The sequence below is a fragment of the Zoogloea sp. genome, assembly GCF_023150065.1.
Taxonomy (GTDB): Bacteria; Pseudomonadota; Gammaproteobacteria; order Burkholderiales; family Rhodocyclaceae; genus Zoogloea.
This window is the reverse complement of sequence record NZ_JAKLLN010000006.1, coordinates 158111-180085: the sequence shown is the minus strand read 5'-3', so window position 1 is coordinate 180085 and position 21975 is coordinate 158111. Positions and strand designations below refer to the sequence as shown.

General features: G+C 69.8%; 14 protein-coding genes. 10 read left to right on the top strand and 4 right to left on the bottom strand.

The genetic code is table 11. The features are described 5' to 3' along the window. Positions 1-82 precede the first annotated feature (82 nt). From L6Q67_RS09840 to L6Q67_RS09795, 10 genes are all read left to right on the top strand, one after another. The gene (locus L6Q67_RS09840) at positions 83-1330 is read left to right on the top strand and encodes a TolC family protein (RefSeq protein WP_296568558.1); all 1248 of its coding nucleotides are present in this window, start codon (positions 83-85) and stop codon (positions 1328-1330) included. Then, positions 1327-2481 carry an efflux RND transporter periplasmic adaptor subunit gene (locus L6Q67_RS09835; protein ID WP_296568556.1) on the top strand — a complete coding sequence of 385 codons (1155 nt, stop codon included), beginning with the start codon at positions 1327-1329 and terminating at the stop codon, positions 2479-2481. Before L6Q67_RS09840 ends, L6Q67_RS09835 begins: the two co-directional genes overlap by 4 nt. A gap of 10 nt (positions 2482-2491) precedes the next feature. After that, a complete protein-coding gene (locus L6Q67_RS09830; protein WP_296568555.1) occupies positions 2492-5593 on the top strand; it encodes a CusA/CzcA family heavy metal efflux RND transporter in 3102 nt (1033 codons plus the stop codon). A 23-nt stretch (positions 5594-5616) separates the two neighbouring features. After that, positions 5617-6288: a response regulator transcription factor gene (locus L6Q67_RS09825; RefSeq protein ID WP_296568553.1), complete on the top strand. Its 672-nt coding sequence runs from the start codon at positions 5617-5619 to the stop codon at positions 6286-6288. Further along, a complete protein-coding gene (locus tag L6Q67_RS09820; protein ID WP_296568552.1) occupies positions 6285-7661 on the top strand; it encodes a sensor histidine kinase in 1377 nt (458 codons plus the stop codon). The genes L6Q67_RS09825 and L6Q67_RS09820 overlap by 4 nt, the downstream gene beginning before the upstream one ends. Before the next feature lie 96 nt (positions 7662-7757). Continuing rightward, positions 7758-11438: a PAS domain S-box protein gene (locus L6Q67_RS09815; RefSeq protein ID WP_296568550.1), complete on the top strand. Its 3681-nt coding sequence runs from the start codon at positions 7758-7760 to the stop codon at positions 11436-11438. Further along, on the top strand, positions 11435-12448 hold the full coding sequence (locus L6Q67_RS09810) for a two-component system response regulator (protein ID WP_296568548.1): 1014 nt from the start codon (positions 11435-11437) through the stop codon (positions 12446-12448). The genes L6Q67_RS09815 and L6Q67_RS09810 overlap by 4 nt, the downstream gene beginning before the upstream one ends. 117 nt (positions 12449-12565) lie before the next feature. Then, positions 12566-13366 carry a TIGR00266 family protein gene (locus tag L6Q67_RS09805; protein ID WP_296568546.1) on the top strand — a complete coding sequence of 267 codons (801 nt, stop codon included), beginning with the start codon at positions 12566-12568 and terminating at the stop codon, positions 13364-13366. Continuing rightward, a complete protein-coding gene (locus tag L6Q67_RS09800; protein WP_296568545.1) occupies positions 13363-14472 on the top strand; it encodes a M48 family metallopeptidase in 1110 nt (369 codons plus the stop codon). The genes L6Q67_RS09805 and L6Q67_RS09800 overlap by 4 nt, the downstream gene beginning before the upstream one ends. 165 nt (positions 14473-14637) lie before the next feature. After that, positions 14638-17460, top strand: a complete 2823-nt coding sequence (locus L6Q67_RS09795; protein ID WP_296568542.1) for a transporter substrate-binding domain-containing protein — start codon at positions 14638-14640, stop codon at positions 17458-17460. 38 nt (positions 17461-17498) lie between these two features. Here L6Q67_RS09795 and L6Q67_RS09790 read toward each other — a convergent pair whose 3' ends face one another. The 4 genes from L6Q67_RS09790 to L6Q67_RS09775 form a co-directional block, all read right to left on the bottom strand. Continuing rightward, positions 17499-18077: a nucleotidyltransferase family protein gene (locus L6Q67_RS09790; RefSeq protein WP_296568540.1), complete on the bottom strand. Its 579-nt coding sequence runs from the start codon at positions 18075-18077 to the stop codon at positions 17499-17501. Between the two features lie 3 nt (positions 18078-18080). Beyond that, positions 18081-19079: an XdhC family protein gene (locus tag L6Q67_RS09785; protein WP_296568538.1), complete on the bottom strand. Its 999-nt coding sequence runs from the start codon at positions 19077-19079 to the stop codon at positions 18081-18083. Between the two features lie 86 nt (positions 19080-19165). Beyond that, positions 19166-21361, bottom strand: a complete 2196-nt coding sequence (locus tag L6Q67_RS09780) for a xanthine dehydrogenase family protein molybdopterin-binding subunit (RefSeq protein WP_296568536.1) — start codon at positions 21359-21361, stop codon at positions 19166-19168. 13 nt (positions 21362-21374) lie between these two features. Next, positions 21375-21833 carry a (2Fe-2S)-binding protein gene (locus tag L6Q67_RS09775; RefSeq protein ID WP_296568534.1) on the bottom strand — a complete coding sequence of 153 codons (459 nt, stop codon included), beginning with the start codon at positions 21831-21833 and terminating at the stop codon, positions 21375-21377. Between the last annotated feature and the right edge of the window lie 142 nt (positions 21834-21975).

The following is a 21975-nucleotide window of genomic DNA, read 5'->3' as shown; positions in this document are numbered from 1 at the left end:
CAAGCTTGATGCAAGAAATCATTCAGGTCATCGACAGGATGCCTTCCTAGACTGCAGGCCTGTTCAATCCGGTCCGCATGGCATGCGCACATCCTTCCGACTGCTGCTGGCCAGCTGGCTTGTGCCGGCAGCCTGCCTGGCACAGACCAGCACCTCCCTCGGCCTTCAGGAGGCCGACGCCCTGCTCCTCGAGGCCAACCCGGCCATCCTCCAGGCCCGCGCCGCGGTCGCCGGAGCCCGGGCCGGCATCGACATGGCCGGCGCCCGCCCCAACCCCCAGCTCAGCCTGGGCATCACCAGCACCGACCCCGGCCAGCAGGGGAGCGGCAGCTTCTGGCGCCAGCCCACCGAGAACACCATCGGCATCAGTCAGCTCTTCGAACGGGGTGACAAGCGCGACATCCGCCTGCGCGCCGCCGGCCACGACCTGTCCGCCACCCGCCTCGACCTCGACAACACCATCCGCATGGCGCGCATGGAGCTGGCCAGCCGCTGGATCGACCTGCGCGCCGCCCGGGAGACCAGCCGCATCGCTGCCGAAAACGCCACTCTGGCCCAGCGGGCCGCCAGCGCCGCCGAACTGCGCGGCCGGGCCGGCGACCTCCCCGGCATGGACGTGGCCCGCTTTGCCGCCGACGCCGCCCGCGTCGCCAACGATGCAGCCCAGGCCGAGCTGGCCCTCAACCACGCCCGCATCGCCCTGGCCGAACTCCTCGGCAACCGTCTGCCGGCCGCCAGCCTGAGCACCTCCGACGACTGGCCGGGAGACGAAGCCCCCAACGCCCCCGCCGGCGAAGGTGAGCGCCCCGACGTGGCCTCAGCCCGCAGCCGCGTCGCCCAGGCCGACGCCCTGCGCGAACTCGCCCGCGCCCAGCGTACCCGCGACGTGGCCGTGGGCGCCCAGTACGAACGCACCCCGGCCAGCGGCAACAACGCCTACACCACCAACGCCATCGGCCTCAGCATCTCGGTGCCCCTGTTCATCGGCAACGACTACCGGGGCGACATCGCCCGCAGTGAGGCCGACTACCTCTCTGCCGAAGCCCAGCTCAAGGCCACCCGCAGCGCCGCCGACAGCGAGTCCGCCCGGCTGCGGGCCAGCCGCGACGCCGCCGCGGTCCGCCTCACCCGTGTCCGCGACGTAGTGCTGCCCGCCGCCGAACGGGCCGGCAAGGGCGCCGACACCGCCATCCAGAAGGGCGGCATGAGCCTCACCGACTACCTCGACACCCAACGCAACCTGCGCGCCGCCCGGATCGAAACCATCCAGGCCCGCGCCGATCTCGCCCGCGCAGCCCTGATGCTGCGCCTGGCCGGAGCCACTCCATGAAACGCCCCCTGCTCATCGCCCTGATCGCCGCCCTCATCGCCGGAAGCGCCTGGTACGCCCAGCGCCCGGCTACCCCCGACAAGCCCGAGGAGCCGGCCATCCAGCGCCCCTCCGCCGAGCCCGGGGTGCTGCGCTTCCCCACCGCCGCCCCCCAGCTGGCCCAGCTGAAGGTCGAGCGTACCGAGATCGCCCCGGTGCCCATGGACGAGCCCCTGGCCGCCCGGGTGGCCTACGACGAGAACGCCACCGCACGCGTCTTTGCCCCCATCGCCGGGCGGGTGGTGGAGATCCGTGCCAACGTGGGCGACGCCGTGAAGGCCGGCGAAGTGCTGGCCGTGCTCGATGCCCCCGAGCTGGGCACCGCCGCCGCCGACCTGGCCAAGGCCCAGGCCGACGCCCGCCAGAAACAGTCCGCCCTGGCCCGGGCCCGCAGCCTGTTCGAGGCCGAGGTCATCGCCCGCCGCGACCTGGAAACCGCCGAAGCCGAATCCCGCCAAGCCCAGGCCGAAGCCGAACGGGCCCGCCTGCGCCTCGCCAACCTGGCCCCCGGCGGCAAGGCCGACAGCGGCAGCCAGCACTACGCCCTGCGCACCCCCATCGCCGGCATCGTCGCCACCCGCCAGATCAACCCGGGCATGGAGATCCGCACCGACCGGGACGAGCCCCTCTTCGTAGTCACCGACATGAACCGCCTGTCGGTGCTGGTGGATGTGCCCGAGCGCGACCTGCCCGTCGTGACCATGGGCAAGTCGGCCAGCGTGGAAGTCTCCGCCTACCCCCACCGCAGCTTCGAGGGCAAGATCGTCCGCGTGGCCCCGACCCTCGACCCGCAGACCCGCCGCGTCCAGGCCCGGGTGGCGGTGGACAACCGGGAGGGTCTGCTCAAGCCCGAGATGTACGCCAAGGTCGGCATCCTGGCCGACGCCAAGCAGGAGCTGCCGCGCATCCCCACCACCGCCCTGCTGGTGGAGGGGGTCAAGAACTACGTTTTTGTGGAGCGTGAGCCCGGCGTCTTCGAGAAGCGCGAGGTCAGCCTCGCCGTACAGACCCGCAGCAACGCCTACGTGTGGAGCGGCGTGAAGCCCGGTGACAAGGTGGTGAGTGTCGGCGCCCTGCTGCTCAACGCCGAGCTGGCCAGCAACTCCCGCTGAGGCCGCCCCCATGTTCGACACCCTCATCACCCTCGCCCTGCGCCAGCGCGCCTTCATCCTGATCGCCGCCCTGGCCCTCCTCGGCTACGGCCTCTACGCGGTCAACCAGATCTCCATCGAGGCCTTCCCCGACGTGCAGGACGTCCAGGTCCAGGTGGTCACCCAGGCCATCGGCGTGGCGCCGGAGGAGGTGGAGCGCACCATCTCCCTGCCCATCGAACGGGAGATGAGCGGCGTGCCCGGCATGACCCAGCTGCGCTCGGTGTCCATCACCGGCCTGTCGGTGGTCACCCTCACCTTCAACGACAAGACCGGCGACTACTTTGCCCGCCAGCAGGTGCTGGAGCGCCTGCAGAACATCAGCCTGCCCCCGGGCGCCCAGCCGGTGCTCGCGCCCCTCACCACCGCCGTCGGCGAGATCTACCGCTACGTGCTCGAGGCGCCCCCCACCGCCGAACGCGAGGAGACCCGCGCCATCCAGGACTGGACGGTGCGCCCGGCCCTGCGCATGGTGCCCGGCATCGCCGACGTGGTGAGCTTTGGCGGCGCGATCCGCGAAGTCCAGGTGCGCATCGAGCCCGAGCTGCTGCGCAAGTACTCGGTAAGCCTGGACGACGTGAGCCAGGCCCTCGCCAGCGCCAGCGCCAACGGCGGCGGCGGCCTGCTGCGGCGGGGCGACGAGGCCCTGGTGATCCGCACCCTGGGCCTGTTCCAGAGCCTCGACGACGTGCGTGACGTGGTGGTGGTGGCCCGGGAAGGCAAGCCGGTGCGCATCAGCGACGTGGCCGAGGTGGCCTACGGCTTCCGCCCCCGCTCGGGCATCGTCGCCTTCAACGACCGGGACGACGTGATCGAGGGCATCGTGCAGATGACCAAGGGCGGCAACGCCGCCAAGATCGTCGAAGCCCTGCACGCCAAGGTGGATGAGGTCAATGCCCGCCTGCCGGAAGGCTACCGGATCCTCCCCATCTACCAGCGCACCGAGCTCATCGGCCACACCGTCGCCACCGTGGCGGAGAACCTGCTGGTCGGCGCGGTGCTGGTCACCGGCATCCTGCTGGCCTTCCTGCGCAACCTGCGGGCGGCCGTCATCGTGGCCGCGGTCATCCCGCTGTCCCTGCTGTTCGCCTTCATCCTGATGCACGCCATGGGCGTGTCGGCCAACCTCATCTCCCTGGGGGCGGTGGACTTCGGCGTCATCATCGACAGCGCGGTGGTGATGGTCGAAGCCCTGATGGTGCGCCTGGCCATGGAGGCCCAGAGCGAACACCACGGCATCGCCTCGCCCTACGGCCGGCGCATCCACGCCCTCAAGCAGACCTGCATCGAGCTGGGCTCGCCCATCATGTTCTCGAAGGCCATCATCATCGTCGCCTTCCTGCCCATCTTCACCTTCCAGCGGGTCGAAGGGCGCATCTTCACCCCGGTGGCCCTGACCCTGTCCTTCGCCCTGCTGGGCGGCCTGATCCTGACCCTCACCCTGGTGCCCACCCTGCTCTCCTATGCCCTCAACAAGGACATGGCGGAGAAGGAGTCCCCCTGGCTGCACAAGCTACAGGAAAGCTACCGGGACCTGCTGGTGCGGCTGCAGGCCCGCCGCCGCCTGGTGGTGGCCGCCTCGGTGGGCAGCCTAGTGGTGGCCCTGGGCCTGGCCCCGCTGCTCGGCTCCGAGTTCCTGCCCAAGCTGGACGAAGGCAACATCTGGCTCACCATCAGCCTGCCCCAGTCTTCCGGGCTGACCAACACCAAGGACATCGAGCGCAAGGTCCGCGAAGTGGTCTCCTCCTACCCCGAGGTCAAGGCGGTGATCACCCACGTGGGCCGCCCCGACGACGGCACCGACCCCAAGGGCCCCAACAACATCGAGATACTGGTGGACCTGAAACCCCGCGGCGAGTGGCGCTTCGCCACCAAGGACGCCCTGGTGGACAGCATGTCCGGGCGCCTCGAGGCCATCCCCGGCCTGCCCACCAACTTCTCCCAGGTGATCCAGGACAGCGTCGAGGAGTCCCTCTCCGGCGCCAAGGGCGAGATCGCCGTCAAGGTCTTCGGCCCCGACCTGAGCGTGCTGGAAGCCAAGGGGCGGCAGATCGCCAGCGTGCTGAATCGCATCGAGGGCTCCGCCGACGTGGCCGCCCTGCCCGTCGGCGGCCAGAGCGAGGTGGACATCCGCCTGCGCCGGGAAGCCCTGGCCCGCTACGACATCAACGTGACCGACGTAAACACCATGATCCAGACCGCCCTGGGCGGCAGCACGGTCAACGCCTTCTACGCCGGTGAGCGGCGCTACGACGTCACCCTGCGTTTCGGCCCGCAGTTCCGCGACCAGGTGGACGACATCGCCAACCTCCCCGTGGCCCTGCCCGGCGGCCACGGCAGCATCCCCCTGGGCGATCTCGCCGACGTTGAACTGCGCCAGGGCGCCTCCCGCATCCAGCGCGAGGCCGGCAGCCGCAACGTGATCGTCAAGGCCAACTTGCGTGGCCGTGACCAGGGCAGCTTCGTGGCCGAGGCCCGCGCCAAGGTTGCCGCCGAGGTGGCCCTGCCGGCCGGCTACACCATCACCTGGGGCGGCCAGTTCGAGAACCAGCAGCGCGCCATGGGCCGCCTCAAGCTCATCGTGCCCATCACCCTGGGCCTGATCTTCTCCCTGCTGTTCTGGGCCTTCCGCGACATCCGCCCGGCCCTGCTGGTGCTGTCCATGGTGCCCTTCACCCTGATCGGCGGCTTTGCCGGCCTGGGCCTGGCCGGCCTGCACCTGTCGGTGTCGGCGGCGGTGGGCTTCATCGCGGTGGCCGGCATCTCGGTGCAGAACGGCGTGATCATGGTGGAGCAGGTCATGGAGATCGCCCGTCGCGGCGCCCCCCGCACCGAGGCCATCCTCGACGGCGCAATGCTGCGCCTGCGCCCCATCGTGATGACCGCCCTGATGGCCGGCCTCGGCCTGCTGCCGGCGGCCCTGTCCCACGGCATCGGCTCCGAAACCCAGCGCCCGTTTGCGGTGGTGATCGTCGGCGGCATCGTCAGTGCGACAATCTTCACCCTGCTGCTCCTGCCCGTGCTGCTCAGCTACGGCGGCAAGGACACCCCCACGCCGGACCCGGCCCCCTGACCGCACTCACCCAGGCCCTCACCATGCGCATCCTCATCGTCGAAGACGACCCCCTGCTCGCCGACGGCCTGGCCCAGCTGCTGCGCGGTGCCGGCTTCACCGCCGACTACGTGGGCAGCGCCGAGCTGGCCGAGGCGGCGCTGGCCGCCGAGAAGTTCGATCTGCTGATCCTCGACATCGGCCTGCCGGGCATGGACGGCCTGGAACTGCTGACCCGCCTGCGGGCCCGCCACAACCCCATCCACGTGCTCATGCTCACCGCCCGGGACGCCCTCAACGAGCGGGTGCGCGGGCTCAACCTGGGGGCAGACGACTACCTCACCAAACCCTTCGCTGCCGTCGAACTGCTCGCCCGCATCAACGCCCTGGTGCGTCGCAGCCGGGGCCAGGGCAAGCTGCGCCGGGAATACGGCCCCCTGGTCCTCGACGAGGAGGCCCACCGGGCCTGGCTGGGAAACCAGCCCCTGGAGCTGCCCCAACGGGAGTGGGCGATCCTGCAGTACTTCCTCGATAATCCGGGTCGGGTGCTCAGCAAGGAGCGGATCGTCGCCGCCGTATGCACCTGGGACAAGGACATGAGCGAGAACGCCGTGGAAGTTTACGTATCACGACTGCGCACCAAGCTGGAGCCCGCCGGCCTGCGCATCCGCACCGTGCGCGGCCTGGGCTACATGCTCGAGGACCCGCCCGCGTGACCCGCAGCCTGCGCAAGGCACTGCTGCTGTGGCTGCTGCTGCCTGCCAGTCTGGTCCTGCTGACCTTCCTGCCCCTGGCCTACCACCTGGTCCATCAGCCGGCCATGGAGGCCCTCGACCAGGCCCTGGCCGATGCCAGCCTGGCCCTCGTGCCGCACCTGGAGGTCATCGACGGCGAACCGCGCTTCGTCTTCCCCGCAGCCGCCGAGCAAGTGCTGCGCACCGACCGGGTGGACGACATCTACTTCCTGGTGCTCGGCCCCAACGGCCGCTTCGTGGCCGGCGACATGGGCCTGCCCCATGACCCGCCGGACGGCGAGGAAGCCCACAGCGACCGGGTCAGCTTCAACTCCCACTTCCGCGGCCATCGCATCCGGGTCAGCGCCATCCATCGCACCATCTCCGGCGCACCCTTCATCTTCATCACCGCCGAGACCACCCGCAAGCGGGACCAGCTGCGGGTCGATCTGGCCGTGGCCCTGGCCCTGCCCCTGCTGTTCTTCGCCGGCTCCACCGGCCTCACCATCTGGTTCGGCATCCGCCACGCCCTGCTCCCCGTCGAGGACATCCGCCGCGCCCTGCACGGCATGCAGCACCAGGCCCTGACGCCGCTGGACTCGGGCTCCGCCCCGGGCGAGATCCGCCCCCTGGTGAGCGAATTCAACCAGCTCCTGGAACGCCTCGAGCAGGCCGCCAACGCCCAGCAGCGCTTCGTTGCCAACGCCGCCCACCAGCTGCGCACGCCGCTGGCCGGCATCCGCACCCAGCTCGAGCTGATCCAGCGCGACCCCGACCCCGACCAGCGCAGCGCCCGGGCCGCCCAGTGCATAGGCGCCATCGAGCGCCTCGGCCACCTGATCAACCAGATGCTGGTGCTGCTGTCCGCCGAACCCGGCGGCCGCCAGGCCGACCTGGCCGAGCACATCGACCTGCCCGAACTGGTCCGCGACCGCAGCCCTGAATGGATCCGCCTGGCCGAAAACCAGGGGCTCGACCTGGGCTTCGAGCTGGAGGACTGCCACGTGACCGGCGACCGCCTGCTGCTGGGTGAGATGATCAGCAATCTGGTCAGCAACGCCCTGATCTACACCCCGCCACCAGGAGAGGTCACCCTGCGCTGCCGCGCCGCCGGCGAGCGGGTCATCATCGAGGTGGAGGACACCGGCCCGGGCATCCCGCCCGAATTCCGCGAGCGGGTCTTCGAGCGCTTCTTCCGCCTGCCCACCGCCCGCAGCCCCGGAGGGGGCCTGGGCCTGCCCATCGTGCGCGAGATCGCCCGGGGCTTCGGCGGCCAGGTCGTCATCCTCACGCCCCCCGACGGGCGCGGAACCCTGCTCCAGGTCAGCCTGCCCCGCCACACGCCGGCTGCATGACCCGTTTCGGGCTCAAGTCCACCCGCCTGCGTCCGTGAATAGCGGGACGCCCGCCGTGCAGGCGGTGCGTCCCTCCTACTTCCCAGACCCAGACCCGTGTGGCTTGACTCCTTCTTCCTGCGCGACGGCGACCCGACGCTGCTGCTCTACGGCACCTACGACCCGGGGCTGGTGGCCCTGTCCCTGCTGATCGCGGTGCTCGGCTCGGCCATGAGCCTGCAGCTCGCCGGCATGGCCCGAGCTGCGGCCCACGCCGCCTACCGCCAGGTGGCCCTCACCACGGGCGCCGTGGCGCTGGGGGTCGCCACCTGGGCCATGCACTTCATCGGCATGCTGGCCTTCTCCCTGTGCGACGAGATCCGCTACGCCCCCACCCTCACCGTGCTGTCCATGGGGCCGGCCATGCTGGCATCCTGGGTAGCCCTGTCCCTGCTGGCCCGGGAGGAGATCCGGCCCTGGCAGCTGGCCCTGGGCGGCACCCTGGTCGGTGCCGGTATCGGCAGCATGCACTACCTGGGCATGGCGGCGATGGAGATGGACGCCCAGCTGCGCTACAACCCGGCGTGGTTCCTGGCCTCCATCCTGGTGGCGGTGGTGCTCGCCGTGCTGGCTTTGTGGATCCGCTTCGGGCTGGCCCGCAATCCGCGCTTCGGTGGCCTGCCCGGGGTGCTCGCCGGCGGGCTGGTGATGGGCTTGGCGATCGCCGGCATGCACTATGTGGCCATGGCCGCCGCCCGCTTCGTCGGGCTGCCCGACCCCAACTGCATCGGCAACCCCGACAGCAACACCCGCCTGGCCCTGGGCATTGCCACGGTCACGGTGATCACCAGCCTGGTGGTGGCGGCCGCCAACGGCTTCCTGCGCTACCGCTACCTCTACCAGCGCCTGGTGCAGGGTGAGTCGCGCCTGCGCGCCATGGTGGACACCGCCGTCGAAGGCATCATCACCATCGACGGCCGGGGCCGCATCCTGTCCTTCAACCTGGCCGCCGAACGCCTGTTTGGCTGGCAGGCCGGTGAGGTCATCGGGCGCAACGTGAACATGCTGATGCCCGAACCCGACCGCTCCCGCCACGACGGCTACCTGGCCCACCACCTGCAGACCGGCGAGGCCCGCATCATCGGCACCGGCCGCGACGTGACCGCCGTGCGCAAGGATGGAAGCCCCCTGCCGATGCGCCTGTCCATCGGCCGCGTACCCATCGCCGGCGAGGACCTGTTCGTCGGCTTTGTCTCCGACATGAGCGAGCGACAGCGCATGGAAAACGCCCTGCGTGAGCGGGAGCAACAGCTGCGCAGCCTCATCGACAACATGCCCGGCGTGTGCTTCCGCTCGTGCATGGACGAGCACTGGAGCATCCTCTTCATCAGCGACGCGGTCGAAAGGGTCACCGGCTGGCGCGCAGCCGACTTCATCGCCGGACAGATCACCTTTACCGAGCTGATCCACCCGGACGACAGCGAGATGGTGTGGAACGTGGTGGGCACGGCCCTGGCGGCCGACCGCCCCTACATGATCGAGTACCGCCTGCGCACCCGCAGCGACGAAGAGATCTGGGTCTCCGAAACCGGCAGCGGCAAGCGGGACACCCATGGCCAGCTGCAATGGATCGACGGCGTGCTGATGGACATCACCGACTCCAAACGCCGGGCTGCCGAGTTCGAAGGCCTGGCCAACGCCGTCAACCGGGCCCTGGCGGTGCTGGAGATCGACACCGACCAGCGCATCATCACCGCCAACACCCCTTTCCTCGAGCTCACCGGCTACACCCTCAAGGATCTCTGCGGCCAGCCCCACGACATGCTGTGCCCGCCCTCCGAACTGAGCAGCGACACCTATCGGCGCAAGATCGACGAAGACCTGCGCAGCGGCCAGTTCATCACCAGCGACGTGCTGCGCCTGGGCAAGGATGGCCGGCGGGTGTGGATGCACGCCACCTACAACCCGATCTTCGACGCCAACGGCGAGATCTGCAAGGTCACCATGCTGGCCCAGGACATGACCGAGCGTCGCGCCATGGAACTGGCCCTGGTGGACGCCAAGGAGCGCGCCGAACAGGCCGCCGCCGCGCGGGCCGCCTTCCTGGCCAACATGAGCCACGAAATCCGCACCCCCATGAACGCCATCCTCGGCTTCACCGAGCTGCTGATGGACACCGCCCTCGACGACGCCCAGCGCCGCCACCTGGGCACCGTGCGGGCCTCTGCCCGCTCCCTGCTCGGCCTGCTCAACGACATCCTGGACACCGCCAAGCTGGACAAGGGCGCCATGGAGCTCGAACTGGCCGACTTCTCCCTGCGCGCCGTCTGCGACCAGACCGTCGCCTCGCTGCGCCTGGGTGCCACCCGCAAGGGCCTGGACCTGCGCCTCGACTACCCCGACAGCGTCGCCGAGCACTTCACCGGCGACGCCCTGCGCATCCAGCAGGTTCTCCTCAACCTGCTCGGCAACGCCATCAAGTTCACCGAGCAGGGGCAGGTGCAGCTGCAGGTCGGCATGGATGGCGAAGACCTGCACCTGTGCATCTCGGACACCGGCATCGGCATCCCGGCAGACCGCCTGAACAGCATCTTCGCCCCCTTTGCCCAGGCCGACGCCAGTACCTCACGGCGCTTTGGCGGCACCGGCCTCGGCACCACCATCTCGCGCCAGCTGGTCGAACTGATGGGCGGCCACATCCGGCTGGAGAGCGAAGTCGGCGTGGGCAGCCGCTTCCATGTGCTCCTCCCCCTGGCGCCCGGCAAACCCCAGGACACCCCCGCTCAGGCCGAACAGGGCCTGCCGCCCCTCAGCATCCTGGTCGCCGACGACGTGGCCCAGAACAGCGAGCTGCTGACCCTGCTGCTGGGCCGTGAAGGCCACCGGATCGTCGTCGCCAACGACGGGGCGGAGGCGGTCAGCCGTTTCGGCGAGCAGGATTTCGACCTGATCCTGATGGACGTGCATATGCCCGGCATGGACGGCCTCGCCGCCGCCCGGGCCATCCGCCGGCGGGAGAGCCACGACAACCGCGCGCCCACGCCCATCATCGCCCTCACCGCCAGCGTGCTCGAAGAAGACCGGGTCGCCGCCCTCGCCGCCGGCATGAACGGCTTTGCCGTGAAGCCCATCGAGCTGCCCCGCCTCAAGGCCGAGATCGCCCGGGTATGCGGCATCGAGACCCTGCCCACGGAGACACGCCCCCGCACAGCAGGCACCCCTGCTGGCGCGGCCATCGACTGGCTCACCGGAACCCAACGCTGGGGCAGCCGGGACGCCCTGGAGAACGCCATCCGCCAGTTTCTGGCGAACCGCGCCGAACACATCGCGGCCCTCTCATCGACCACCGCCCGGGACAGCCTGCGCCCCCTCGCCCACCGCATCGCCGGCGCCGCCGCCAACCTTGCCCTGCCGGACGTAACGGCATGTGCCCGCCAGCTGGAAACCTGGGCCGCCGGTAACGAAGGCCCCGCCGACGCCGGAGCCGAGCTCGCAACGCGCCTGAGCACAGCCCTAAACGAGGCCTGGGCCGCCCTGCCGGCACCCGCTGCCGCCGACGCGCCACACGCGCTCGCGGACATCGCGCAACTGAACACGCCCCTGGCACAGCTCGCCACCCGTCTGGCCCGCGGCGAGCTCGACGACGCAGCCCTCGCGGCCGTGGTGGCGGGCCTGCCGCCCCCCCTCACGGCCCGCCTCCAGGCCGCCGTAGACGACTTCGACTTCGACCGGGCCTGCGCCGAGCTGACCAGCCTGCGCACCCACCTCAACCTCACCCCAGCGGATACCGCCCCATGACCCAAGACAGCCGCCAGCGCCTGCTGCTCGTGGACGACGAGCCGGCCAACCTCCAGGTCCTGCGCCACATCCTCCAGGACGACTACCGTCTCCTGTTCGCCCGGGACGGCGAGAAGGCCCTGCAGCTGGCCGCCCAGGAACGCCCCAGCCTGATCCTCCTCGACGTGATGATGCCCGGCCTCACCGGGCTGGACGTATGCCGCCAGCTCAAGGCCGACCCGGCCCTCGCCCGCATCCCGGTGATCTTCGTCACTGCCCTGGCCGACCCCCAGGACGAAGCGACAGGCTTCGAGGCCGGCGCGGTGGACTACATCACCAAGCCGGTGAGCGCACCCATCGTCAAGGCCCGGGTGCGCACCCACCTGTCCCTGGTGCGGGTGGACGAGCTCTACGAGACCCGCCTGCAGATCATCCAGCGCCTGGGGCGCGCCGCCGAGTACAAGGACAACGAGACCGGCCTCCACGTGGTGCGCATGAGCCACTACTCGGCCATCCTGGCCCGGGCCGCGGGCCTGGGCGACAAAGCCGCCGACGACATCCTGCACGCGGCCCCGATGCACGACGTGGGCAAGCTGGGCATCCCCGACGCCGTCCTGCGCAAACCCGGCCCCCTGAGCCCGGAGGAATGGGAGGTGATGCGCCAGCACGCGCGCATCGGCCGGGAGATCATCGGCGATCACGACTCGCCGCTGCTCCAGATGGCCGCGCGCATCGCCCTATGCCACCACGAAAAATGGGATGGCAGCGGCTATCCCCAGGGGCTCGCCGGCGAGGACATCCCCATCGAGGCGCGGATCGTCGCGGTGGCCGACGTGTTCGACGCCCTCACCAGCGTGCGCCCCTACAAAAGCGCCTGGCCGGTGGACAAGGCCGTGAACCTGCTGATCGAGGAGAAGGGCCGCCACTTCGACCCCACCCTGGTGGACGCCTTCGTCGCCAGCCTCCCGGCCATCGAGGCCATCAAGGCACAGTTTGCGGAAGCCCCCGGCGGCCCCACCGCCCTGGCCTGAGCCCTCCGCCACGCACATACGCAACTTTCCCGTGACAGCCTGTCTGAGGCGGAGAACGCGCCCGCCGGGGCAAGATCATTGAACAACTGAAGCTTTTGGCCTTGAAGGGAGACACACATGGCAATGGACGTCGTGGATTACGAAATTTTCGGCAATGAAATGCAGTACGTGGAGGTCGAGCTCGACCCGGGCGAGGCCGCCATCGGCGAAGCCGGGGTGATGATGTACATGCAGGACGGCATCCAGATGGACACCATCTTCGGTGACGGCTCGGCCCAGCAGGGTGGCTTCTTCGGCAAGCTGATGGGCGCCGGCAAGCGCCTGCTCACCGGCGAGAGCCTGTTCACCACCGTTTATCACAACGAAGGCAGCGGCAAGCGCCGGGTCGCCTTCGCCGCCCCCTACCCGGGCAAGATCGTTCCGGTGGATCTGTCCACCGTCGGCGGCACCCTGATCTGCCAGAAGGACTCCTTCCTGGCCGCCGCCAAGGGCGTGTCCCTGGGCATCGCCTTCCAGAAAAAGATCGGCGTCGGCCTGTTCGGCGGCGAAGGCTTCATCATGCAGAAGCTCGACGGCGACGGCATGGCCTTCATCCACGCCGGCGGCACCCTGATGGAGAAGACCCTCGCCCCCGGCGAAACCCTGCGCGTGGACACCGGCTGTGTGGTGGCCTTCCAGCCCAGCGTGGATTTCGACATCCAGTACGCCGGCAAGATCAAGACCGCGCTGTTCGGTGGCGAAGGCCTGTTCTTTGCCACCCTCAGCGGCCCGGGCAAGGTATGGCTGCAGTCCCTGCCCCTGTCCCGCATGGCCGACCGCATCGTGATGGCCTCCCGGGCGGCCGGTGGTGGTGGCAAGGAGGGCGGCTCGGTGCTGGGCGGCATCGGCCTGGGCTCACTCCTCGGCGACGACGAGTGAGCCCCACCCCGGCCAGCGCTTCCATCTCGCCCCCCATCCCGGCCCGCTACTACCCGGCCGGTGGCGACGCCCACGGCCACCCGGCCCGGCTGGCCTGGCAGGACGATGCGCTGCAGATCAGCGTGGAAGACCTGCCGGCCCTCACCGTGCCGGTGGCCCGGCTGAGCGTCGAGGCCCGGGGCTTCAACCACAGCCAGTGGGCCCTGAGCTGGGCGGGTGACGACCACGACGCCCCCCACCTGCTGATCGTCGATGACACGGTGGTCAGCCCCCTGCGGGCGGTGATGCCCGGACACTTCACCGGAGGCGATGGTCGGCGCCGAAGCACCCGGCGACGCTTCGGCCTCGGGCTGGGCCTGCTGGTGCTGCTGCCCCTGCTGGGCATCGCCGCGCTGCTGTTGTCCCTCGACCCCCTCACCGACCGGGTGGTGCGCCACATTCCCCCGGAGGTCGAGCGCCACATCGGCGAGGCGGTGCTGGCCCACACCCGCCTCGAGGGGCCCATGATCGAATCCGGCCCGGCCCACGCTGCCCTGCAGACCATCGGCAAGCGCCTGGCCCGCCCGGGCGAAACCCTGCAGTTCCACCTGGCCGACCGGCCCGAGCTCAACGCCTTTGCCGCCCCCGGCGGCGTGGTGGTGGTGAACAGCGCCCTGATGGCCCGGGCCGCCTCCGCCGAGGAGGTGGCCGGCGTACTCGCCCACGAGATCGCCCACGTGGAGCTGCGCCATGGCCTGCGCCAGCTCGTGTGCAGCGCCGGCCTGCGGGTCATCGTCTCGGCCCTCTTCGGCGACTTTGGAGCCCTCGGCGGCTGGGCGGCCCAGATGGGCGAGCTCAAGTTCTCCCGGGATGCCGAGCGTGAGGCCGACCAACGCGGCCTGGAGCACCTGACCGAGGCCCGCATCGACCCGCGCGGGCTGCTCGACTTCTTCCGCACCCTGGCCCACCAGGACAGCGGCGACACGCGCCTGCCGGGTCTGCTGTCCACCCACCCGGCCAGCGCCGAACGCAGCGCCTGGCTGGAGGCCGCCATCCAGACACTTCCCCTCACACCCTGGCAGCCCCTCGACATTGACTGGGCATCTGCCACAGGGAGGAGGGAGTAACATGGCAGGCGATCCGCACGCAGCACAGTGGTATCGCCCCGCGCCATGAATCGGCCTTCCGCAGGGCGATTCACGCTCAAACACATCAATCCACCAGGCATGTCGACGTTGGCGATTCGCTGGATCATCCTACGATGCCTCCTGACCCTGCAGGTTGGCATCGGCTTGGCCGTTTCGCCCTCTCTTGCAGTCGCCGCCCCCCGCTCCGGCCCGGTGACCAGCCTGCACGTGGTCAGCGACGAGAACTACCCGCCCTACCTGTTCCGCAATGCCGAAGGCCAGGTGGAGGGCTACCTGGTGGACCTGTGGCAACTGTGGGCCACCCGCAACCACGTCAAGCTCACGCTCACCGCCACCAACTGGGCCGAGGCCCAGAAGATGATCGCCCGGGGCGACGCCGACGTGATCGACATGATCTACCGCACACCGGCGCGGGAATCCCTCTACGATTTCTCCGCGCCCTACGCCGACCTGCCGGTGGCCATCTACACCGACACCTCCATCGGCGGCATCAGCGGCGTCACCACCCTCAAGGGCTTCCAGATCGGCGTGCAGGATGGCGACGCATGCATCGAACGGCTGCAGTCCAATGGCATCGCCACCCTGCAGAACTACCGCAACTACACCGACCTGATCGCCGCCGCCCAGCGCCAGGAGATCAAGGTCTTCTGCCTCGACGAGGTGCCGGCCAACTTCTATCTCTACAAGGCCAAGGCCCAGGGCGACTTCCGCAAGGCCTTCGAGCTGTACAAGGGGCAATTCCACCGGGCCGTGCGCAAGGGCAACCTGGACACCCTGCGCCTGGTCGAGGAGGGCATGAAGTCCATCACCACCAAGGAAGAAGCGGCCCTGCGCAAGAAATGGTTCGGCGCCCCCGTCGATCTGGGCGAATACCGGGCCTACGCAGGCTGGGGCCTGCTCGGGCTGCTCTCGGTGGGCAGCCTGCTGCTGCTCTGGAACATGACCCTGCGCCGCCAGGTGAGCGCCAAGACCACCACCCTCAAACAGACCCTGGCCGAACTCAAGGCGGCCCACCAGGCCGTCAAGGACGCCAAGGAGAGCCTCGCCGCGACCCTGCAGGCCATCCCCGACCTGCTCTTCGAGTTCGACGCGGAAGGGCGCTACCTCGACGTCTTCGCCAACCAGGAAACCCTGCTCGCCGCCTCCAAGGCCTCGCTGATCGGCAAGAACGTGGGTGCCGTCCTGCCGGCCGAGGCGAGCCGGCAGGTGCTCGTCGCCATCGAGCACGCCTTGGCCACGGGCAGCGACTACGGGCGGGTCATCGAGCTGGAAATCGGCGGGCAACGGCGCTGGTTCGAGCTCTCCGCCACCCGCAAGGCCGGCACCTCGCCCGAGGCCCGGGTGCTGGTCCTGTCCCGGGACATCACCCAGCGCAGGGAGACCGAGCAGGCCCTGCAACAGGCCCGCGACGACGCCCTGCTGGCGGAGCGTGACCGGCATTTCCGGGCCCTGTTCACCGCTGCCCCGGTGGCCGTGCTGTACACCCGGGCCAACGTGGCGGACTCCATCAACCAGCGCTTCATCGATCTCTTCGGCTACCGTGAAGAGGACATCGCCAACCTCGACGAATGGTGGCTGCGGGCCTACCCCGACCCGGGCTACCGGCAATGGGTCATGAGCACCTGGCAATCCGCCGTCGACCGGGCCGCCAGCACCGGCGGCAAGGTGCAGAGCCTCGAATACCGGGTCACCTGCAAGGACGGCACCACCCGCGATCTGCTCATCGGCGGGCAGATTTTCGGCGACGGCTTCATCGCCACCTTCACCGACATCACCCCCCTGCGGGAAACCGAGGCCGCCCTGAAGGACGCCAAGGACGCAGCCGACGCGGCCAACATCGCCAAGAGCGAGTTCCTGGCCAACATGAGCCACGAGATCCGCACGCCGATGAACGCCATCCTCGGCTACGCCTACACCCTCAAGCGCACCCCGCTGCAGCCCGAACAGATCGGCCGCCTGGGCAAGATAGAAGACGCCGGCCGCCACCTGCTGGCGATCATCAACGACATCCTCGACATCTCCAAGATCGAGGCGGGCAAGCTCGTGCTCGAGCACACCAGCTTCCAGCCCGGCACCATCATCGACTACGTCCACGCCCTCATCGCCGACGGCGCCGAGGCCAAGGGCCTGCACCTCACGGTGGACTACCACGACCTTCCCGACACCCTCCAGGGTGATCCGACCCGTTTGCGCCAGGCGCTGCTCAACCTGGCCAGCAACGCGGTCAAGTTCACCGAGGCGGGCTCCATTGCCCTGCTGGCGAGCACGCTGGAAAGTGACGACAGCAGCGCACTGGTCCGCTTCGAGGTCCGGGACACGGGCATCGGCATCGCCCCCGCCAGCCAGCGTGACCTGTTCCAGCCCTTCAAGCAGGTGGACGCCTCCACCACCCGCCGTTACGGCGGAACAGGCCTGGGCCTGGCCATCACCCAGCGCCTGGCCCGCCTGATGGGGGGTGACGCCGGGGTGGTCAGCGCGCCCGGAGCCGGCAGCACCTTCTGGTTCACCGCCCGCCTGGGCATCGGCGAGCTGCCGGCTCCCGGCCCGGCCCTGACCGGCGCCACCGCCGAGGAAAACATCCGGCACCTGCACGCCGGCGCCCGGGTGCTGCTGGTCGAGGACGACCTCGTGAACCAGGAGGTGGCCCTGGAACTGCTGGGTGACACCGGCTTGCAGGTGGACGTGGCCGCCAACGGCCGGCTGGCCGTCGACCGCGCAGCCGACACCGACTACGCGCTGATCCTGATGGACATGCAGATGCCGGAGATGGGCGGCCTCGAGGCCACCGCCCTGATCCGCACCCTGCCCCGCCACCGGGCCACGCCCATCATCGCCATGACGGCCAATGCCTTCGACGAGGACCGGCAGCGCTGCCTGCAGTCCGGCATGAACGATTTTGTCGCCAAGCCGGTGGACCCGGACCTGCTGTTCACCACCCTGGCCCGCTGGCTGTCAGCCCCGGGCTGAAAGGGTGAGGTGGCGCGGGCGCCTCGGGAACGGGCGCCTCAAGGCCTGGGCCTGACGAGATCCTGCGGCGTATCCACGTCCCGCAGCACGCCCGGGTCGGTGGTATCGATGCGCAGCATCGCCTCCCGGTGCCGGCCGAGGATGTCGCGCGCACCGGCATCGCCGGCAAGGGCCAGCAGGCCCTCACGCCAGCCGGCCGCAAACCCCACCGGATGGCCGCGCTGCCCGTTCAGCCAGGGCGCCGCCAGGGACGCCCCGGCGCTCAGGGCATCGGCCACCTGGCGCAGGGTTTGCGGCTGGATGAAGGGCATGTCGCCGAGGGCCACCAGCCAGCCGCCGGCATCAGGGCTGGCGGCCACCCCGGCCGCCAGGCTGTGGCCCATGCCGTCGCGGGCCTCGGCGCACGGCACCGTGCGCAGCCCTTCCGCAGCCAGCAGGCCGGCCAGGACGGTCTGCTCCGGGCGCAGCACGGCGATGCAGATCGGGCAGACGGCCTTCAGGCGACGCGCCGCCACCACCGCCAGCGGCGTGCCGTCTTCCAGCGGATGCAGCAGCTTGTCACTGCCGAAGCGCCGCCCCTGCCCCGCCGCCAGCAGCAGGCCGACGATCGGGCCCATGCCTCAGCGCACGCCGCAGCCGGCACTGGCCGGGCTGGCCGGCTCCGGGCGGGCGACGCTCATACCGTTCTTCACCGCCGTCATCTCGGCGAGGATGGAGACGGCGATCTCCGGCGGGGTGCGGCTGCCGATGTGCAGCCCCACTGGCCCATGCAGGCGCCCGACCTCGTCCTCGGAGAGGTCGAAGTATTCGAGCAGGCGTGCCTTGCGGGCGGTGTTGTTGACCCGTGAGCCGAGGGCGCCCACGTAAAAGGCCGGCGACTTCAGGGCCTCCAGCAGGGCCATGTCATCGAGCTTGGGGTCGTGGGTCAGGGCCACGATGGCACTGTGGGGGTCGGGCGCCATGGCCATCACCACATCGTCGGGCATGCCGGCCACCAGGGTGGCGCCGGGCACGTCCCATTCAACGGAATACTCTTCCCGCGGGTCACACACCGTCACCGCGTAATCGAGGGCCTGGGCCATGGAGGCCAGGTAACGGGAGATCTGCCCGGCCCCGATGATGAGCAGGCGCCAGTGGGGGCCGTGCAGGGTGGCCAGACGCTGGCCGTCCCAGTGCAGGGCCTCGCCGCGGCAGGCATCGAAGATGCGCACCCGGCCATCGGCCAGATCGATCTCCCGACGTACCAGCTGGCCACCCTCCAGGCGTGCCGCCAGATCGGCAAGCAGGCCGTGGTCGGGCGCCGGCTCGACCACCAGCTCCAGGGTGCCGCCACAGGGCAGGCCGAAACGGCCCGCCTCTTCCCGGGTGACCCCGTAAGTCAGCACGAAGGGCAGGCTGCCGGCGATGCGACCATCCAGCATGCGGGCGATCATGTCGTCCTCGATGCAGCCGCCCGACACCGATCCCTGCACCCGGCCATCGTCGCGCAGGGCCATCCAGGCCCCCGCCGGACGGGGCGCCGAGCCCCAGGTGCGGGCCACGGTGACCAGCGCCACCCGATGCCCCTCGGCCCGCCAGCGGCGCACCGCCGCCAGCACCTGCAGATCCTGGCTGTCCATGTCAGGCCTCCCGCCGGGCCGTCCCAAGGGAGGCCTGCGCCCCCCCGGGGGGCAGCGAACACAGTGAGCGTGGGGGTCGTTTCATCTCAGACCTTCAGTGCGTCAGTCGCGAAGGGCATGCGCGTGGCCCATTTTCCGGTGGCCGCGGCAATCGCGTTGGCCACCGCCGGCGCCACCGGCGGCACGGCGGGTTCGCCGATGCCGGTGGGCTTTTCGGCGGAGGCGACGATGTGCACATCCACCTTCGGCATCTCGTTGATGCGGATCGGGGCGTACTCACCAAAATTGCCCTGCTCCACCACGCCGTCCTTGAGGGTGATCTCCCCGTGCAGGGCCGCCGACAGGGCGAAGCCCACCGAGCCCTCCACCTGGGCGCGGACATTGTCCGGGTTGATGGCCATGCCGCAATCCACGGCGGCGACGATGCGATCCACCTTGATGCTGCCGTCCGCCGCCACGGTCACTTCGGCCACCTGGGCGACGAAGGAGTGGAAGGATTCATGCACCGCCACCCCGCGGCCACGGCGCTCGCCCGGCTTGCCCTTGGCCAGCGGCGTGCCCCAGCCGGCCTTGTCGGCGGCCAGGCGCAGCACGGCGGCGTGGCGCGGGTGCTTCTCGAGCAGCTTGAGGCGCAGGGCCACCGGGTCCTGCTTCCCTTCGGCGGCCAGACGGTCAAGGAAGGTCTCGGTGGAGTAGGCGGTGTGGGTCGAGCCCACCGACCGCCACCACAGCACCGGCACCGGGATGTCGGCCGGGGTGTGCAGCTCGACCTGCAGGTTGGGAATGGCATAGGGCAGCGATGCAGCCCCCTCCACCGACAGCCCATCCACGCCGTCCTTGATCATGAAGGCCTCGAAGGGCGAGCCCTTGGCGATGGACTGCCCCACCAGGCGGTGGCGCCAGGCCTGGATGTTGCCCGCGGCGTCGAGGGTGGCTTCGATGGTGTGATGGAACATGGGCCGGTAGTAGCCCGCCTTGGTATCGTCTTCCCGCATCCACACCAGCTTCACCGGCGCTGCAGTGCCGGTGGCCTTGACGATGGAGGCGGCTTCGCGAATGTAGTCCACCGAGGTGCTGGCGCGCCGGCCGAAGCTGCCCCCGGCGTAGAGCATGTGGATCACGACCTTCTCCGGCGGGAGGCCGAACATGGCCGCCAGGGCGCCCTGGTCCACCGTCTGGAACTGCTCGCCGTTCCACACCTCGATGCCGTCGGCGGTGCGCTGGATGACACAGTTCATCGGCTCCATGGCGGCATGGGCCAGGTAGGGAAAGTCGTAGCCGGCCTTCAGCGTGCGGGTGCCGGCGGCGGCCAGCACGGCGGGGGCGTCCCCGTCCTTGCGCGCCACCAGGCCGGGGTTCTGCGCCAGGGCGTGGTAGAGGTTCTGCATCTCGGCGGTGCCGAGCTTGAAGGCGGCGCTGTCGTCCCATTCGACACTCAGGGCGTCACGGCCCTTCTTGGCCGTCCAGGTGTCCCTCGCCAGCACGGCGACGCCACTGGGGATGGCCACCACGTCAACAACGCCCTTGATGGCCTTGGCCTTTCTCGCGTCGAAGGACTTGAGCTTGCCGCCAAAGCGCGGCGCGTGGGCCACCACCGCCACCAGCATGCCGGGCAGGTGCACATCCTGGGTGAATCGGGCGCTGCCGTTGGTCTTGGCGAAGCTGTCCTTGCGCGGGGCGTGCTTGCCGATGAGGCGGAAATCCTTCGGGTCCTTGAGGCTGACCGTCGCCGGCACGGCCTCGGCCGCAGCGGCTTCGGCCAGCTCGCCGAAGGTGGCCTTGCGCTTGCTGGCGGCGTGGCTGAGCACCCCGTCGCGGACGCTGATCTCGGCAGCGGGCACGTTCCAGCGCTTTGCGGCGGCCGACACCAGCATGGCGCGGGCGGTGGCGCCGGTCTGGCGCAGCTGGTCCCAGGAGTTGGCCATGGCGGTGCTGCCGCCGGTACCCTGCATGGGGCCGAAGGCCAGGTTGTTGAAGCGCTTGGCATCGGCCGGGGCGCCTTCCACCTTGACCTGCACCCAGGCGGCGTCGAGCTCTTCGGCAACGATGGTGGCGAGGCCGGTGTAGGTGCCCTGCCCCATTTCCAGGTGCTTGGAGAGCACCGTCACGCTGTTGTCGGCGCCGATGCGCAGGAAGGGGGTCGGCTCGAAGGCGGTCTCGGCGCTGCGGGCAGCGGCGGCGCCAGCCTTGGCGGCGAAGGCCGGCAGGGACAGGCCGAGGGTCAGGCCGGCAGCGCCTTGCAGGAAGCCGCGGCGGGAGAGATTCTGGATGGGGTTGTTCATGATCGTCGGCTCCTTACGCCAGCGCCTTGGCGGCTTCGTGGATGGCCGCGCGGATGCGCACATAGGTGGCACAGCGGCACAGATTGCCGGCCATGGCGGCGTCGATGTCGGCGTCGGTGGGTTTCTTTTTGGTGGTGAGCAGATTCACGGCGGACATGATCTGGCCCGACTGGCAGTAGCCGCACTGCACCACGTCGAGCTTGCGCCAGGCCTCCTGCACGGCCTTGCCGACGCGGGTGGCATCGACGGCCTCGATGGTGGTGATCTTCTTGCCCACCACGTCGGCCACCGGGGTGATGCACGAGCGGGTGGGCTGGCCATTCACATGCACGGTACAGGCGCCGCACAGGCCGGCACCGCAGCCGTACTTGGTACCGGTGAGCAGGAGGGTGTCACGCAGGGCCCACAGCAGGGGAGTGTCGGCTTCGACGTCCGCCTTGTGGGCCTTGCCGTTAACGGTGAGCTGGATCATGGTCAATCTCCGTTGGGTGACGCAGTGTTGTCTGATCGGCCGGCAGGGAAAGCGGCGGCCTCTACCTGCAGAAATGTAGCCCACGGCGCGCCTTGCGGCATTGCAGAATCCTGTGAGATTCTTGCCTGAAAATCCGGGATCG

Coding starts and splice junctions, on each gene's coding strand:
- L6Q67_RS09840 (WP_296568558.1), top strand. CDS start 83: ATGCGCACATCCTTCCGACTGCTGCTGGCCAGCTGGCTTGTGCCGGCA.
- L6Q67_RS09835 (WP_296568556.1), top strand. CDS start 1,327: ATGAAACGCCCCCTGCTCATCGCCCTGATCGCCGCCCTCATCGCCGGA.
- L6Q67_RS09830 (WP_296568555.1), top strand. CDS start 2,492: ATGTTCGACACCCTCATCACCCTCGCCCTGCGCCAGCGCGCCTTCATC.
- L6Q67_RS09825 (WP_296568553.1), top strand. CDS start 5,617: ATGCGCATCCTCATCGTCGAAGACGACCCCCTGCTCGCCGACGGCCTG.
- L6Q67_RS09810 (WP_296568548.1), top strand. CDS start 11,435: ATGACCCAAGACAGCCGCCAGCGCCTGCTGCTCGTGGACGACGAGCCG.
- L6Q67_RS09805 (WP_296568546.1), top strand. CDS start 12,566: ATGGCAATGGACGTCGTGGATTACGAAATTTTCGGCAATGAAATGCAG.
- L6Q67_RS09790 (WP_296568540.1), bottom strand. CDS start 18,077: ATGGGCCCGATCGTCGGCCTGCTGCTGGCGGCGGGGCAGGGGCGGCGC.
- L6Q67_RS09785 (WP_296568538.1), bottom strand. CDS start 19,079: ATGGACAGCCAGGATCTGCAGGTGCTGGCGGCGGTGCGCCGCTGGCGG.
- L6Q67_RS09780 (WP_296568536.1), bottom strand. CDS start 21,361: ATGAACAACCCCATCCAGAATCTCTCCCGCCGCGGCTTCCTGCAAGGC.
- L6Q67_RS09775 (WP_296568534.1), bottom strand. CDS start 21,833: ATGATCCAGCTCACCGTTAACGGCAAGGCCCACAAGGCGGACGTCGAA.